Here is a 15,672-nt window from a genome sequence, read left to right on the forward strand (position 1 = left end):
ATTTAGCTTGAGTGCTTTTTTATTTTATAATTCTTTTAAATCTTCAATTGAACACTGCTATGTCAAACAACATTCGCCCTTATCTAGACCAAAAACCTGATATAGATTCAAGTTGTTACATTGATGATATGTCAGTGGTAATTGGTGATGTAAAACTTGCTGAGAATGTTTCTGTCTGGCCTTTTGCCGTGATTCGCGGTGATGTGAATTCAATTCAGATTGGCAAAAATAGTAATGTACAAGACCATTGTATGTTGCATGTCAGCCATAAAAATCAATCTAAACCAAATGGTTCACCTTTAGTGATTGGCGAGGATGTGACTGTTGGACATCATGTAACCTTACATGGTTGTACGATTGGTAATCGTGTCTTGATCGGTATTAATACCGTTGTTTTAGATGACGTAGTTATTGAAGATGATGTGATGATTGGCGCTGGGAGTTTAGTACCGCCGCGTAAAGTTTTAAAAAGTGGTTATCTCTATGTTGGTAGTCCAGTACAACAAGTTCGTGCACTGACTGAAAAAGAAATGGCGTTCCTTCCTTATTCGGCGCAGAATTATGTAAAAGTGAAGGATAATTATCAAAAATAATAAAATTTAAAAATATATTATCACTTTATCTAGTTAGTTTTTTATGGGGGTTAGATAGATGGCAAGAAAAAGAATGAGTAATCAAGTACCTAGCTTTGATGAGCTTATTATTCCTACGGTAAAAGCCCTAGTCGAACTAGGCGGTTCTGGTAGTAATGAAGAAATCAATACTAAAGTTTATGAGTTACATAATATTAGCGATGAGATAATCAATATTCCTCATGGCGAAAATGGTACTGTTAGTGAAGTAGATTATCGACTAGCATGGAGCAAAACTTATTTAAAAAAATTTGGGTTATTAGAAAACTCTTCCCGTGGTATCTGGTCATTAATTAATACAGCAGTGGATATTTCGACTCTGGACTCTTTTGAAATTGTTAAATATGTACGGGAACAAGATAAAAATAATAAGCAAAATAAAAAATTGAGTAAATCATCAGAGGACTTGATACAAGAAACAAAAAATGAAGTTGATTATTCCGAAGAGTGGAAAGAACAACTTCTTAATATTTTATACAATATCTCTCCTGCAGCTTTTGAAAGGTTAGCTCAACGAATTCTAAGAGAAAGTGGCTTTTCGCAAGTTGAGGTCACAGGAAAAGTCGGTGATGGTGGAATTGATGGAAAAGGTATAGTAAGAGTCAGTGGACTCTTAAGTTTTCATGTGATTTTTCAATGCAAAAGATATAAAGGTTCTGTATCACCAAGCCAAATAAGAGATTTTAGAGGAGCTATGCAAGGAAGAGCAGATAAAGGCTTGTTTATTACTACAGGTAATTTCACTAGAGATGCTTTAAAAGAGGCAACTAGAGATGGTGCTCCACCAATAGACTTGATAGATGGTGAACTCTTGTGTGAAAAACTTAAAGAACTCAAGTTAGGAATCACAACTCAATTGATTGAACAAGTTGAAATTAAAACAGAATGGTTTGACAAATTGTAGATGAAAATTTGTAAATCAATATCGACATAGCCAAAAACTCTCAAATTTTGTAGAATACGTTTTTTAAAACCATGGTGCTTTCTATGACCGCTTGGACACCTCATGTCACAGTTGCCACTGTTGTCGAAAAAGACGGACGTTTTTTGTTTGTTGAAGAACACAGCGAAGGCTTTGTACACACGGTGTTTAACCAGCCAGCAGGTCATGTCGAATGTGGTGAAACCATTATTGAAGCAGCAATCCGTGAGACCTTAGAAGAAACAGGTCATCATGTTGAAATAGATCATTTGCTTGGAATCTATACCTATACCCCACCAATGTTCCCAAATCGTACTTATTATCGTTTTTGCTTTTTAGCACATGTCACTTCCGTTGAGGAAAATGCGCAACTGGATACAGGCATTATCGGTGCGGTTTGGATGAATTTGGATGAACTGCAAGAATCTGCTCGTGCGCGCAGCCCATTGGTTTTAAAAGCTGTTGAAGATGCCCAAGCTGGCAAAAAATATCCTTTATCGCTTATTTATGAGCACCCTTTCTCTCCCTCACTCACTTCTCATTTGGATGCTTAATTAGATGCAACAACGTGTCATCGTCGGTATGTCTGGTGGTGTAGATTCTTCTGTTTCTGCAGCGCTATTACTTCAACAAGGATATCAAGTTGAAGGTCTTTTCATGAAAAACTGGGAAGAAGATGATGGAACGGAATATTGCACAGCACTCGAAGATTTAGCGGATGCTCAAGCCGTTGCAGATAAAATCGGCATTAAGTTACATACCGCCAACTTTGCCATGGAATACTGGGATCGTGTCTTTGAACACTTCTTGGCTGAATACGCAGCAGGTCGTACACCAAACCCAGATATTCTCTGTAATAAAGAAATTAAATTCCGTGCGTTCCTCGACCATGCCATGACTTTAGGTGCAGATTTTATTGCAACAGGTCACTATGCACGTCGCGGTGAAAGCACACAAAACTCTCGTGGTGAAACCTACGCACCATTGTTACGTGGTGTGGATAATAATAAAGACCAAACTTATTTCTTACATGCAGTGCATGGTCGTGAAATTAACAAGACCCTATTCCCTGTTGGTGAAATTGAAAAACCAGAAGTTCGCCGCATTGCAGAAGAACTTGATTTAGCTACAGCGAAAAAGAAAGACTCGACTGGAATCTGCTTTATTGGTGAACGTCGCTTTACTGATTTTCTTAAACAATATCTCCCTGCTCAAGCTGGAAAAATTGTTTTAGAGTCAGGTAAAGAAGTTGGTGAACATCACGGCTTAATGTACTATACGCTCGGTCAACGTGGCGGTATTGGTATTGGTGGTATGAAAGGTGTACAAGAAGGTGCATGGTTCGTATTACATAAAGATATTGCCAATAATCGACTGGTGATTGGTCAAGGTCATGAACATCCATTGATGCAAAGTACGCAACTTTGGAGCGAGTCGATTGATTGGGTTGCAGGCGAACAGGATATTCCAAGTACAGGTTTCCGATGTACAGCTAAAACTCGTTATCGTCAGCCTGATCAAGCGTGTACAATTTACCGTGATGAACATAGTGAAACTGGAATTCGCGTGGAATTCGATGAACCACAACGTGCTGTTACTCCTGGGCAAAGCGTGGTGTTTTATTCAGGAGAGGTTTGCTTAGGTGGTGGTGTTATTCACCATACCAATGCACCTCAACCAGATTTTATTTAAGGAAATTGGAAGCGAAGCATGGCGGAGTTACCCTTTCAGCACACTCAAGCGTTGAATGTTAGACAAAACCGTGCTTTGGCATTGGCAGCAGTCTTTCAAGCAACCCAACTGACGCATATGACTGCAATGGCAGGTCAGCAAAGTATTGGTGATAGTGGTAATTTTTATTGTGAACTGCTGATCAAAGCAAGTTTAAATATCCGCCCAGCAAGTAACAATGCTACTCAGACGCTAGACTTCTTTAATCAACTTGCAGATATTTCACTTGGTCTAAAAACATTAGAAGGTTGTATTACTCAACCGTTTAATAGCGCACCAAAATCAAGAGTACCCAAACTATCTACTGCCAAGCTACCAATGTCTTATGCGATGGCTTTGCTACAGCTTGAAAAGAAAGTCTATAGCAATCCTGAATACGTCAAAATTATCGAAACAGCACAACAAAAAATTTTAAAGCAGTTGTCCTTTTTCGATAACAACTATTTACACCCAAGTATTATTGCCAATCTGGCGCAAACTTACGTTGAAACAGCTGGGCAAATCAATCCACGAATTTTAGTGCGTGGTAATGCCGAAGCATTCAAAGATATTAATCATACCAACCGAATCCGTGCCTGCTTATTTACAGGTCTACAGCTTGCTCATCTTTGGAGACAACTTGGTGGCAGCTCATGGAGTATGATTTTTAGTAAACGTAAGCTTTTACAAGATATTCAAGCTCTCGCTCGTTTGCAGTATCAGGTGGTATAAACCGATGCTAAAACGAATTTATTTTTTATGTTTATTCCAAAAGTAAGGAATCTGTATGAATGCTTTAACCGCACTCTCACCACTTGATGGACGTTATGCAAGCAAATGTGATGCGCTACGTCCTTTTTTGTCTGAGTTTGGTTTAATCCACGCTCGTGTCACGGTTGAAGTGCGTTGGTTACAAGCACTTGCAAATCGTGCAGAAATCATCGAAGTTCCAGCTTTCTCAGCTGAAACAAATGCTGCTTTAGATGCGATCGTAGCAGACTTCTCAGAAGAAGATGCGAATCGCATTAAAGAAATCGAACGTACAACAAACCATGATGTAAAAGCTGTTGAGTATTTCCTTAAAGAAAAAATTGCCAACATCGATGAATTAAAAAATGCAGGTGAATTCATTCACTTTGCATGTACGTCTGAAGACATCAACAACTTGTCTCATGCGCTCATGCTTAAAAATGGTCGTGAAGTTTTAATTACAAGCATGAAGCAAATTTTGAATGCAATTTCTGCTCTAGCAACAACTCATGCTGAACAACCAATGTTGTCTCGTACTCATGGTCAAACTGCTAGCCCAACTACGTTGGGTAAAGAAATGGCTAACGTTGCTTATCGTTTAGCGCGCCAAATCAAGCAATTCGAAAATGTAGAATTACTTGGTAAAATCAATGGTGCTGTAGGTAACTATAATGCTCACCTTTCTGCTTACCCTGAAATTGATTGGGCTGCACATGCTCAAGCATTTGTTGAATCTTTAGGTTTAGCATTCAACCCATATACAACTCAAATTGAGCCACACGATTACATGGCTGAATTGTTTGATGCATTGCGTCGTTATAACACGATCTTGATCGACTTTAACCGTGATGTTTGGGGCTATATTTCACTGGGTTACTTCAAGCAAAAATTAAAAGACGGTGAAGTTGGTTCTTCAACGATGCCTCATAAAGTAAACCCTATCGACTTCGAAAACTCAGAAGGTAACTTGGGTATTGCCAATGCTGTATTGGGTCACTTAGGTGAAAAACTTCCAGTTTCTCGTTGGCAGCGTGACTTAACTGACTCAACTGTTCTTCGTAACATGGGTGTTGGTTTTGCACAAAGCTTGATTGCTTTTGATGCTTGCTTAAAAGGAATCGGTAAACTTGAACTCAATGCGAACCGTTTAAATGAAGATTTAGACCAAGCACAAGAAGTTCTTGCTGAACCAATTCAAACTGTTATGCGTCGTTATAACGTTGAAAAACCATACGAAAAATTAAAAGCACTCACTCGTGGTCAAGCAATGACACGCGACATGATGGTGAACTTCGTAAATGGCGATGAATTATTACAGGTTCCTGCTGAGGAACGTGCTCGTTTAGCTGAACTTACTCCTGCGACATATACAGGTAATGCTGCTGAACAAGCAAAACAAATTAATGATTTGATCAGCAAAATCTAAATAGTATTCGATAAAAAAAGCAAAGCTTCGGCTTTGCTTTTTTTATGTTTAAAAATAAATTAACGGCGAATAATCATGTTGGTTGCCGTTGCATGTGCATAAAGCTTTCCCTCTTCATCACGAATATAACCTTCAGAGATCACTAAGTTACGTCCCGCATTAATCACCTTTCCTTCTGCAATTAACTGCTTATTAAATGGCAACGGACGACACATTTTCACATTCAGATCTGTTGTGCCATACCCCTCCCCAGCAGCAAGAACGGTATGTGTTGCACAACCTGTCACAGAATCCAAGACCGTCGCAGCAAATCCACCATGCACGCCACCTAAAGGATTGGTATGTCTTTCATCTGCAATTGCGCTAAATACGATGCGTCCATGTTCTACTTCTAGTGGCTTCATCGGCATTGTTTTTGCGATCCCCGGCTCAGGAACTAAGCCTTGAGCAAACGCTTGCATTATTTCCAAACCAGTCATTTCTAATGGATTCATTAATAGTTCCTCAATTCCTTAGATTAGGGCAGAATTTCCCCATTCAGCAAATGCTTAGCAGTCACGTTGTCAGAGCTAAGCCTTTCAGCACAATTTAGATCACACTCACAAATGTAGCAGATATATTTAAGTTCTTTTTTAGAACTTATTATTCATACCATAACTATGCTAAGATAAATTGTCAACGTGATGATGTATTTACACGTAAGACTTTACAAACTTGGCAATATTTTTTGTCTAAGGTGATATCAGTAGAGGTAAAACATGAAATGGCATGAATTGGGTGAAATGAGTTGTCCAATTGCTAGAAGCTTATCGATTTTTGGTGATCGATGGACACTTTTGATTATCCGTAATGCTTTTTTAAGAACACGCCGTTTTGACGATTTTCAGAAACAACTGGGTATTACTCGTCACTTACTCACTGAACGTTTAAACAGACTTGTAGATAATAAAATTTTTGAAAAAGTGCTGTATCAAGAAGCACCTAAACGATATGAATATAAGCTAACTGAAAAAGGCTTGGCTTTATACCCGATTATCATGGCAGTCACAACTTGGGGCAATTACTGGCATAACGAAGATCATAAATATCCCGTTTTAGAATACATACACAAAGAGTGTGGGCATAAAACAAAAGCATTGATGAGTTGTGAGCATTGTCATAAAGAATTAACGGCAAAAAATACATTGCCTTATTATGACAATATCAGCCAAACCGCAGAATAGTAAATCAGAGATGAAAAAGCAGCTCAAACCCCTCTTCATCTCCTATTTTCAATTAAAAGCTAAAACCAATATTCAAATTAATTCGATATAACCATTTATCACTGCTATTGAGCCATCGGGTGCAGGAACATCTATCCATTGGCTAAGCACTGTTTTCAATTATGCTTGAGATAAAACTGGGACTTGGAAAAACATTTTCTATTAAATACCTCTTATAACATCGATTTTATCCAATCAAATCTAGATAATTAAGCCGAAATAATCTCGTTAAAATTTAGAATCAATCATCATTCAATGCCAAGTAACATGCTGTATATGCCCAAAATACAGAATGGCACAAGAAGTTAAATCCCTTAATTTATTGTCAAGACAAATCCTATTACTGACCACTACTATCAATTGAAATAGACATCGTTGATAAGTAGGTCAGTATGGCAAAACAATCAGAGAAACGATACAGCCAGTATTGTCGTAACAATCTGACTTTTAATGTGATTGATTCAGGTCCTATTGATGGAAATCCCATCATTTTATTACATGGTTTTCCTGAAACAGCACAAAGTTGGCAAGCCACTAGTACTATTCTCAATCAGCAAAATTTCCGTACTTTTGCTATCGAACAACGGGGATATAGCTTAACAGCATCACCCAAAGGTCGTTTTCAATATGCTCTTACAGAGTTAGTCGCGGATGTAAAAAGCTTTATTGATCTTCTTGGAGAACCTGTGTATGTCATTGGTCATGATTGGGGTTCAATTGTCGCCTGCGAGTTGGCCCAGCAATATCCTAATCTAGTCAAGCATCTCATTTTAGTTTCCGTTCCACATACCGGTGCATTCCTAAAATCCATGCTCAGCAGCACTCAAATCCTTACCTCGTACTATATTGGCTTTTTCCAATTACCTTTTATTCCCGAACTGTTGTTTAAAAGAGCCAAATTACTTAGCCATATTTTCTTGAAAAACTCAGGGATGAATGCTGAACAAATCAAGGATTTTCAGCAGTATTTCATTCAAGAAAATCGTATCGGCACAGCAATTAACTGGTATCGCAGTATGCCACTTGCACCGATTAGCTCAACCTTTAAGAAAGTAAAAGTTCCGACCTTGTTTATCTGGGGAAATAAAGATATTGCAGTTGGAAAGAAAAGTGCTCAGCTCAATAAACAATTCTTTATTGGCCCATATCAGGAAGTACACATGGATGCGACACACTGGATTCCTACTCAAAATGCTGAACAACTTAGCCAATATTTTCTCAATGCAGTCAATTAAGGAGAATGAAAATGCACCCTCAGCAACGCTTAGAAAATCACACCTTAAACCAACGTCGTGTTCAGTTTGATTTTAGCCAAACACCTGAACACTGGATTTACGACAATCCATTTGCAACCCATTTGATCAATGCCGTTCATCTTATTTTACCTGTGGGTGAATTATGGATGTGCCGCTCTTTTAATGAAGCACTACCCTACGTCACAGATGAAAAACTCCGTTCCGATGTAAAGGGTTTTGTACACCAAGAAGCTCATCATGCATCTGCACATAAAGTGGCTCAAGACTATTTAAGATATTATGGTTATGAAATTGATGAGTTTATTGCTTCGTTGGATCTCATCTTCAAACAACTCAATACAGCGCCCTTTGGTTTAGCACTTGCAAAAAATCAGGAATATCGTTGGTTAACGATTCGTGTTGGTATTGCCGCTGCAATTGAACACTTCACCACTATGTTAGGTACATGGTGTTTAGATGATAAACCTTGGCAAAATAAAACTGCTGATGCAATGATGTCTGACTTAATGACTTGGCATTTGGCTGAAGAAGTTGAGCATCGCAGCGTGGCTTTTGATTTATATATGCATTTATGTGGTGAAAATAATAAAGCTTTTGCCTATCTGCAACGCCAAACAATTATGTTGGCTGTAGCTCCGTTATTCACCTTTGCCATTTATAATTGCTTTAAGAAACTTGCACAACAAGACCAGCATGCTCATCCTTATAAAAACTACGGATTGATTCGCGCTTTAGGGCACACTGCAATTGAAAATGCTCGTAGCAAACAAGTACCAAGTTTTTTCTCTATGATTTTCAGCTTAAGACATTGGGTTAAAACAAGCTATCACCCTTATCATGAGGGTGATACCAACAAGGCATTACAGGTGTTAAGCCACTCTCCTGCTGTCAAAGCCTTAACCAAACTTCGTGCTTGTTAATTTTTACAACTAAACGCTTTTCTCTTTTAGGCACATGATGTGCCTTTTTTTGATGGAATCAAAGGTCTTGGACAGCTAAAGCTTTTTGAGTTTTATTTATAGAGGAAATAAGTGATTTTGAAATTTTTGATTATATTCATCAACAGCAAAAGTAGAGCCTCTAACTATTTAAATGATTATCTTATAAAGACTTAACCATCAATGCTAGATTAAAATAATCAAAGTCAAATGTATAAGCTGATGGAACAAATAAGACGTGATTGATTATTCACTCGGCAGTTTTCGCGCTGAACAAGACTATTCTGTCCTTTGATGATAAATAAGCTTGAATCTTAATTCGCTAAGATAGATATCGCAATCAGTAAGATTGATTAATCGGAATAGGGTTAAAGGATTTGACTTCGAGACGAGCAGAGCAATTATGACTGAAATTCCAAGTATTCCATCGGTTCTATTAGAACTCATTGTAAAGTATCTACAACAAAACAATATTTCGAACTTGCAGTTAGAAGAACTCAACAAACAATATGCCCATCAAGCCAGAATGCCATTACATAAATGGTGGAATTTACTCGAACAAATTTATCAACAGCATCCAACACCTGTTTTGGGGCATTATATTGGTGAACTCTCTGAACCCCATCATATTCATATTTTAGGTTATTTGGCCTTATCTAGCCCTAGTTTGATCAGCTTTTTGAATTGCTTTAAAAATTTCCAACCCCTTTTACAAAATTCAGCGTCATTCTCTATTTTGCAGAAAGAAGAACGATTTTGTATGTGTTGGACGCCTGTGATACATAAAAACTCTCAGCTTTCCAATGAGGTATTAGTATCTGGTGTATTAAGTACCATGAGAAAAATTTTACATCGACCCGATATTCAACCTTTAGAAATTGAATTTTCTGCAACCGCACCAATCGACATTGCTCCCTATGAAGAAGTATATGGATGTCCCATTAGTTTTTATTCAGATGTATTGAGATTATGGCTACCACTTGAAATCCTAAATTTGCCGATTCCCAGCCGTGACCCACATTTAAAAAAACTATTAGATCAACAAGCAGAAGCCCTACTTAAAAGTATTCCAAATCCAGATACTTTCTTAAAAGACTTACAGCTACTAATTGTTAATATGCTTAAAATTGGTGAACCTTCGGCGGAGAATATTGCCAAACAGATGAACCTTTCATTAAGGAGCTTTTATCGCAAACTCAGTAGTTATAACTTACAGTACAGTGATTTAGTGAAAAGTATTCGTTTAGAACTAGCAAAGACTTACCTCACTCAGTCAGAACTAGCCCTCACAGAAATCGGATTATTGCTCGGATACGCAGAACAAAGTGCCTTTAGCCGTGCATTTAAACAATGGGAAAATATGTCTCCATCTGAATATCGAAAAAGCCATCGCTCTTAGCGGCTTATTGAAAAAGGAGCGAATCATGGTAATGACCAACTCCCTCTTGGAAAATATCGATCACAATCTATTTAAAAGCTAAAGCCAAGATTCAAATTAATTCGATATAACCATTTATCACTATTCGGCGATACCGTAGACGTAAATCCAGTGGCATTAGTAGCTCCGCCAATAATATTGGAGTTTTTACCCCACGTATAATCTGCCCAAACCATAAATGGTGACGCAATAAACATCATACCTGTTGTATTCATTTGTGAATCTGACCAATCATCGCGTTTTTTATCTAAGTAACTATAATCATTATAGAAACGAATCGCTTTTAATTTACCCATATCTTGCACAGGTAAGGTATAAGCAAGGTTCAGACTGGCAACTGTTCCTTCAGATGCAATGAAATAAGCAGGTGTTAAACCATTTGCACCCATCAGTGTCATATCATCATTTACCCCATCAGGGTTTTTCGCATCGTATTGATAATGAATCACTGAGCTTTGTAAATTAAATCGTTTGTAGTTGTTATCGGTATGCAATCCAACTGCATAATATTTGCCGTTTTTATCGGTCGTCTTATTATGTAGTTGAGCAATTGCACCTGAAACACCAAACTCTTGCTTACCAAAATCCGTTTCCAATTTTCGAACAATACGTGTGTTAAGTTGGTGACGCTTTTCATTTTGATAAGCACTTTGGGTTGGAAATGCATTCTCAGATAAATCATCATAAGTCGCGCTTTCAGGTGAATATCGCAAATTGGTTGAAAGCATCTCTGGATAATAGCCTAGCTTTAAATCCCAATCTTTATTGTGAAAATTCCAATTTATACCTGGCGCGATATTGTTGCCATAACCGAGGAAAAATGGAATGTGGTAAGTCCATCCATTTTGCGGATAAGGATAAATTGCAAATGGTTTGTAGACAAAACCTGCTTCAATGTTATTGTTTTCATTTAGGTTATATCCAACATAGGCTTTTTCAATTGATCGTTTTTCTTGATCTTGAAAAAGATAACTGGCATTGAAATAGGCATCATCAAATTTACCTTTTAGATCAACCCTAAAAATATCAAAATGGAGTTTCCCAAAACCACCATTCTCACCTTCCCAGTTTTCATAACGCTGGTTAAGTCGAACTACCCCACCTAACTGAACAGAATCTGTTCCGTCTTCACTTTTCCACTGTAATGCTGAGCTCTGTGCAAATACATTAGACATCCCACCTAAATAAACTGCGCCTAGCATCACAACCATAGCTGTCTTTTTCATTTCATATTCCTTCGGTTTTTTACCAACAATCCTATTGGTTTGGTTTTTGTTTTACCTATAAAACATAGTTTTTATTGTTTTTTAGGCAAAAAATTTTTACCTGCTGTAATTTAATGGACATTCGGCTTCATCGCCCAATGACCGAATGCCCAAACTGGTTAATACAATTTCTTCTGCGGTGGTCCTGCAAAATTAAGTGGCCCAATCGAATTCATATCGAGTTCAATCACTGTTGGCCCTTGGAAATCAATTGCCTCTTGAATTGCCGTTTTGAATTCATCAGCACTGCCAACTTTCCAGCTTTTCACGCCCATTGCCTCACCTAAAACTTTGTAATCTGGTGTATGCAATTCATTGAAATACTGACGACCACCGAAGTAATTGTTTTGAATACCTCTCATTACCCCATAACCACCATCATTCATGATCATGAGTACCATATTGGTATTCTCTTGAGCCATGGTAGCAATCTCTCCGATCCCCAACATCAAGCCACCATCACCAACTAAACCGATCACTTTTTTATCAGGATTGGCAATTGAGGCACCAATTGCAGTCGCTAAACCAAGACCAATTGCGCCTGCCAATGAATGAATATTTTGATTTGGTGCTTGTACTGGGAATAATCGACTGCCCCATGTACTACCTGACATCGTAATATCACGAACAAAAATTCCATCTTGTGGCAAAGCTGCACGGAGGTGATCACAGATCAATGCATATTGATCAAGCTGTGTACGTAATGCATTGATTGCTGCCTGTTTCGCGGCAACAACTGCTGCATCATATTCAGTATCTACTTTAGATACGTTCGCTAAGCCTGTTAGAATACGTTGCAATACATCTTTTGCATCACCACAAATAAAATTACGAATTTTGTAATTACGTTGTTGTGCAACAGGGTTGGCATCGATTTGAATAATATTGTCAGGGAACTGCACTGAATAGGTTTTGGTTTCATTACTACGTAAACGAGAACCCACAACAACCAATAAATCTGCATCTTTTAAAAGTTGCTCAACGCCTGTTGAGTTATGAAATGCACCTAAGCTACGGGGATGCTCATCTGCCAATACACCGCGTGCATGGGTTGAAGACACTACTGGAATACCAAGATCAGCAATTGCTTTAACTTCATCAACACTATTGAGCGTACCACCGCCGATCCAAAAAATTGGACGTTTGGCTTTCTTGATTTCATCAATGATCAAATCAACTTCGGTCTGATCAGCTTGAGGCAATTCAAGTGCTTTGACTGGTCCTAAATTCAACGGTAAATCAATTTCAGCGGCTTGAACATCAATCGGCAGTTCAACACTGACTGGTCCCATTGGCACAGTAGTCGCGACACGAATCGCTTCACGAATTACGCCGACCGCATTGTCAGGGCTAGTAATACGAAAAGCAGCTTTGCTCGATGCACGTAAGAAAGTCAGTTGATCTTTAGTTTCGTGGATGAAACTTGCATCACGATCCAAATATTCACGTTCAACTTGACCTGTTAAATGCAAAACTGGACTGCCTGCATTCATCGCTTCAATCAACGAACCCACCGCATTACCTGCACCTGCACCAGTGCTGGTTAAAGCAACGCCCAAACCTTTAAAGCGTGAATGACCATCTGCCATCGTCACCGCACCAGCTTCGCCACGCGCCGCAACAAAGCGAATTTTCTCACGGCGACCTACGGCATCAGCTATTGGTAAATTGTGAATTGAAATAACACCATAAATACTATCGACTTGGTGCGCCTCTAAAACACGAGCGATTGCTTCACCTACATTTACACGTTCTGTCATTACTATATTCCTCAAAAACTTGTTCTTTCCATGAATTTATTAATCGCACCAAGGATTTGGCTGTTCGCTTAATCCCATATAAATGCTTTTCTGTTGCATATACGCCAAGATGCCTAAACGACCTTTTTCACGTCCAATTCCACTTTCTTTGAAACCGCCAAATGGTGCGGAGATAGAGAATTTTTTATAGGTATTGATCCAGACTGTTCCGACTTCTAAAGCCCGTGCAAGTTGCCACGCTTTACGATAGTTTTCAGTCCAAATCCCCGCGGCCAAGCCGAAACAACTATCATTGGCTTGGGCAATTAAATCTGCCTCATCGTCATATTTCATGACCACCAACACAGGGCCAAAAATTTCTTCCTGACAGGTTTGAGCTGAGTTATTTAGACCTGTGATAATGGTTGGTAAATAGAAGCTACCTTTTGCTAAATCACCTTCAGTCAATGCCTCACCGCCGACAAGAACCTGACCGCCTTCTTTTTTGGCCAATTGAACATAAGCATCAACAGAAGCTAAATGTTTAGGATTGATCAAAGAACCTAAATGCATCCCTGCTGTTTCAGGATGTCCAACACGTAAACCCTTGGTTATTTCAACCAAACGATTTAAGAATTGATCGTAAATGCTGTGATGAACGAATAAGCGTGATCCTGCAATACATGCCTGACCTGCTGAGCTAAAAATGCCATAAGCCACACCTTTTGCTGCAAGCTCAATATCAGCATCTTGCATCACGATTGTTGGCGATTTCCCACCAAGTTCTAAAGATGTAGTGATTAGCTTATCTGCTGCGATGTGTGCTAAATGACGCCCCGTACTCGTTCCACCCGTAAATGAAATTTTGCGTACCAATGGATGCTTTACGATTGCATCACCAATAACTGAGCCACGACCGACCAACACACTCAATAAACCTTTAGGTAAACCTGCTTCTTCAAAAATTTTGGCAAGTTCTAAAGCGATCAAAGACGTCACTTCTGCTGGTTTTAGAATGACTGCATTACCACCAGCCAATGCTGGAGCTAACTTTTGCACTTCACTGGCAATCGGTGAATTCCACGGGGTAATTGCAGCCACTACACCTACAGGTTCATGCACACTCATGGTCATAAAATCTGGAGCACGTTGTGTGGTCAACTCATCATTTAAGGTTTCACACGCTGCTGCGACATAACGCGCTGTTGCAGCCGCACTCAAGGTTAAGGCACGCGTCTCAGCCAGTGGCTTACCATTGTCACGCGTTTGAAGTCGAGAAAGCTCGTCTACTCGCGCTTCAATAATGTCAGCCACTTTATATAAAATACGTGCGCGCTCGTGTGGCATACTGTTGCGCCATGAAGACTGTCGCCAAGCAAGATCCGCTTTTTCTACCGCTTCATTGACATCATCCAAACTCGCCGTTGAAATCTCAGCATTCACAGATTGATCTGCTGGAAATACACTTTGAATCTTGTCGCCTCGACCTAATCGCCATTCACCAGCGATATAAATTTCCTTTACCATGATCAAATCCTTTAAATCTGAATTGCTTCAACACTATTTCGACATGCCCGAATTACACTCAATGCAGCCAATGTCGAGGTTTTCGGGTTACTTGCCAAAGGTACACCCACCAGTTCAATCGTCATTTCGCCGAACAAACCTTCTGCCACGATGGTGTGTTTGTTCTTATTAATCGTTGGATCGACAGTTAGCTCGACCAAGGTTTGATCCATTCCCAAACCAGCTAAAGCAATCGTTGCCGCAACATTGGCATTTGCTGGAAATTTAAGTGCTGCCTCTCTTGCTGTTCCACGAAAGAACACCGTTGCTTCACTCACTAGATCAAGATCAACCAACTGCTCTGCATAGCTTCCACGCCAACTGTTTGGACTTTTACACCCCTTATAAGTCACCTTTTCCAAGCCACCTTCTTTGGCAGCTGAAATACCATCAATACCCGCAATTGCACCTGCTAAAAGATGTAAATGGGCATCATGTTGCTCAGCGGTATTTTTTAACTGAATCAAAAACTCGTTATCAGCCAAAGTCCCAACTGAGATCAACCCAATAGTCCAGCCTTTTTCCAATACCTTTTGTGCATGCTCTTTCACCGCAGCTTGACCAGCAACTTCAATCACGTAATCAGGTGTTCCCTGACATTCATCAATTGAACTAATCACTTGCACTTCGGGAGCAACTTGTGCCTGAACTTTTTCAACACTCCGTGCTGGCACTACAATCCATTTAAGTTGTAAGTCTTGCGGCATATGGGCATACACTTCTGCTGCCATTGCGCCAAAACCAATCATCATCAACTGTTTCATGTGC

At 39.2% G+C, this 15,672-nt stretch carries 15 protein-coding genes; 10 read left to right on the top strand and 5 right to left on the bottom strand.

All coding sequences use genetic code 11. The features are described from left to right. The first annotated feature begins 59 nt into the window (after nucleotides 1-59). The 6 genes from F959_RS11990 to purB all read left to right on the top strand — a co-directional run bounded on the left by F959_RS11990 (nucleotide 60) and on the right by purB (nucleotide 5,440). Complete coding sequence (locus tag F959_RS11990) at nucleotides 60-593, top strand: gamma carbonic anhydrase family protein (RefSeq protein ID WP_004880518.1); 534 nt, start codon at nucleotides 60-62, stop codon at nucleotides 591-593. A gap of 73 nt (nucleotides 594-666) precedes the next feature. After that, on the top strand, nucleotides 667-1,536 hold the full coding sequence (locus tag F959_RS11995; RefSeq protein WP_228127150.1) for a restriction endonuclease: 870 nt from the start codon (nucleotides 667-669) through the stop codon (nucleotides 1,534-1,536). 83 nt (nucleotides 1,537-1,619) lie between these two features. Beyond that, nucleotides 1,620-2,108, top strand: coding sequence for an NUDIX hydrolase (locus tag F959_RS12000; RefSeq protein WP_017196961.1), 489 nt, complete (start codon nucleotides 1,620-1,622; stop codon nucleotides 2,106-2,108). Nucleotides 2,109-2,112: 4 nt separating this feature from the next. After that, nucleotides 2,113-3,246, top strand: coding sequence for a tRNA 2-thiouridine(34) synthase MnmA (gene mnmA, locus F959_RS12005; RefSeq protein ID WP_004880521.1), 1,134 nt, complete (start codon nucleotides 2,113-2,115; stop codon nucleotides 3,244-3,246). A gap of 18 nt (nucleotides 3,247-3,264) precedes the next feature. Next, the gene (hflD, locus tag F959_RS12010) at nucleotides 3,265-3,996 is read left to right on the top strand and encodes a high frequency lysogenization protein HflD (RefSeq protein ID WP_004880522.1); all 732 of its coding nucleotides are present in this window, start codon (nucleotides 3,265-3,267) and stop codon (nucleotides 3,994-3,996) included. A 55-nt stretch (nucleotides 3,997-4,051) separates the two neighbouring features. Beyond that, a complete protein-coding gene (gene purB / locus F959_RS12015) occupies nucleotides 4,052-5,440 on the top strand; it encodes an adenylosuccinate lyase (protein WP_004880523.1) in 1,389 nt (462 codons plus the stop codon). 59 nt (nucleotides 5,441-5,499) lie between these two features. On the opposite strand, the gene F959_RS12020 is transcribed toward purB, so the two are convergent. Next, complete coding sequence (locus F959_RS12020; RefSeq protein WP_004880524.1) at nucleotides 5,500-5,934, bottom strand: PaaI family thioesterase; 435 nt, start codon at nucleotides 5,932-5,934, stop codon at nucleotides 5,500-5,502. A gap of 264 nt (nucleotides 5,935-6,198) precedes the next feature. On the opposite strand from F959_RS12020, the gene F959_RS12025 reads away from it, so the two are divergent. The 4 genes from F959_RS12025 to F959_RS12040 all read left to right on the top strand — a co-directional run bounded on the left by F959_RS12025 (nucleotide 6,199) and on the right by F959_RS12040 (nucleotide 10,295). Beyond that, entirely contained in the window at nucleotides 6,199-6,663 is a 465-nt protein-coding gene (locus tag F959_RS12025) for a winged helix-turn-helix transcriptional regulator (protein ID WP_004880526.1), read from the top strand. Nucleotides 6,664-7,094: 431 nt separating this feature from the next. Then, nucleotides 7,095-7,937 (top strand): alpha/beta fold hydrolase, encoded by an 843-nt coding sequence (locus tag F959_RS12030; RefSeq protein ID WP_004880528.1) that lies wholly within the window; start codon nucleotides 7,095-7,097, stop codon nucleotides 7,935-7,937. A gap of 11 nt (nucleotides 7,938-7,948) precedes the next feature. Beyond that, a complete protein-coding gene (locus F959_RS12035) occupies nucleotides 7,949-8,878 on the top strand; it encodes a metal-dependent hydrolase (protein ID WP_004880530.1) in 930 nt (309 codons plus the stop codon). Between the two features lie 421 nt (nucleotides 8,879-9,299). Continuing rightward, nucleotides 9,300-10,295 carry an AraC family transcriptional regulator gene (locus F959_RS12040; RefSeq protein WP_004880532.1) on the top strand — a complete coding sequence of 332 codons (996 nt, stop codon included), beginning with the start codon at nucleotides 9,300-9,302 and terminating at the stop codon, nucleotides 10,293-10,295. A 71-nt stretch (nucleotides 10,296-10,366) separates the two neighbouring features. On the opposite strand, the gene F959_RS12045 is transcribed toward F959_RS12040, so the two are convergent. The 4 genes from F959_RS12045 to F959_RS12060 all read right to left on the bottom strand — a co-directional run bounded on the left by F959_RS12045 (nucleotide 10,367) and on the right by F959_RS12060 (nucleotide 15,668). Further along, a complete protein-coding gene (locus tag F959_RS12045; protein ID WP_004880534.1) occupies nucleotides 10,367-11,560 on the bottom strand; it encodes a hypothetical protein in 1,194 nt (397 codons plus the stop codon). Between the two features lie 158 nt (nucleotides 11,561-11,718). Beyond that, nucleotides 11,719-13,359, bottom strand: coding sequence for a thiamine pyrophosphate-binding protein (locus F959_RS12050; protein WP_004880536.1), 1,641 nt, complete (start codon nucleotides 13,357-13,359; stop codon nucleotides 11,719-11,721). A gap of 39 nt (nucleotides 13,360-13,398) precedes the next feature. Then, nucleotides 13,399-14,865: an aldehyde dehydrogenase gene (locus F959_RS12055; RefSeq protein WP_004880538.1), complete on the bottom strand. Its 1,467-nt coding sequence runs from the start codon at nucleotides 14,863-14,865 to the stop codon at nucleotides 13,399-13,401. Between the two features lie 11 nt (nucleotides 14,866-14,876). Further along, nucleotides 14,877-15,668: an aspartate dehydrogenase gene (locus tag F959_RS12060; RefSeq protein ID WP_004880540.1), complete on the bottom strand. Its 792-nt coding sequence runs from the start codon at nucleotides 15,666-15,668 to the stop codon at nucleotides 14,877-14,879. Nucleotides 15,669-15,672 lie beyond the last annotated feature (4 nt).

Source organism: Acinetobacter venetianus RAG-1 = CIP 110063, from assembly GCF_000368585.1.
Taxonomy (GTDB): Bacteria; Pseudomonadota; Gammaproteobacteria; order Pseudomonadales; family Moraxellaceae; genus Acinetobacter; species Acinetobacter venetianus.

What these genes read in the sequence shown, in the direction of transcription:
- hflD (WP_004880522.1), top strand. Translation starts at nt 3,265, where the DNA reads ATGGCGGAGTTACCCTTTCAGCACACTCAAGCGTTGAATGTTAGACAA.
- F959_RS12025 (WP_004880526.1), top strand. Translation starts at nt 6,199, where the DNA reads ATGAAATGGCATGAATTGGGTGAAATGAGTTGTCCAATTGCTAGAAGC.
- F959_RS12035 (WP_004880530.1), top strand. Translation starts at nt 7,949, where the DNA reads ATGCACCCTCAGCAACGCTTAGAAAATCACACCTTAAACCAACGTCGT.
- F959_RS12045 (WP_004880534.1), bottom strand. Translation starts at nt 11,560, where the DNA reads ATGAAAAAGACAGCTATGGTTGTGATGCTAGGCGCAGTTTATTTAGGT.
- F959_RS12050 (WP_004880536.1), bottom strand. Translation starts at nt 13,359, where the DNA reads ATGACAGAACGTGTAAATGTAGGTGAAGCAATCGCTCGTGTTTTAGAG.
- purB (WP_004880523.1), top strand. Translation starts at nt 4,052, where the DNA reads ATGAATGCTTTAACCGCACTCTCACCACTTGATGGACGTTATGCAAGC.
- F959_RS12030 (WP_004880528.1), top strand. Translation starts at nt 7,095, where the DNA reads ATGGCAAAACAATCAGAGAAACGATACAGCCAGTATTGTCGTAACAAT.
- F959_RS12020 (WP_004880524.1), bottom strand. Translation starts at nt 5,934, where the DNA reads ATGAATCCATTAGAAATGACTGGTTTGGAAATAATGCAAGCGTTTGCT.
- F959_RS12040 (WP_004880532.1), top strand. Translation starts at nt 9,300, where the DNA reads ATGACTGAAATTCCAAGTATTCCATCGGTTCTATTAGAACTCATTGTA.
- mnmA (WP_004880521.1), top strand. Translation starts at nt 2,113, where the DNA reads ATGCAACAACGTGTCATCGTCGGTATGTCTGGTGGTGTAGATTCTTCT.
- F959_RS12060 (WP_004880540.1), bottom strand. Translation starts at nt 15,668, where the DNA reads ATGAAACAGTTGATGATGATTGGTTTTGGCGCAATGGCAGCAGAAGTG.
- F959_RS12000 (WP_017196961.1), top strand. Translation starts at nt 1,620, where the DNA reads ATGACCGCTTGGACACCTCATGTCACAGTTGCCACTGTTGTCGAAAAA.
- F959_RS11990 (WP_004880518.1), top strand. Translation starts at nt 60, where the DNA reads ATGTCAAACAACATTCGCCCTTATCTAGACCAAAAACCTGATATAGAT.
- F959_RS11995 (WP_228127150.1), top strand. Translation starts at nt 667, where the DNA reads ATGAGTAATCAAGTACCTAGCTTTGATGAGCTTATTATTCCTACGGTA.
- F959_RS12055 (WP_004880538.1), bottom strand. Translation starts at nt 14,865, where the DNA reads ATGGTAAAGGAAATTTATATCGCTGGTGAATGGCGATTAGGTCGAGGC.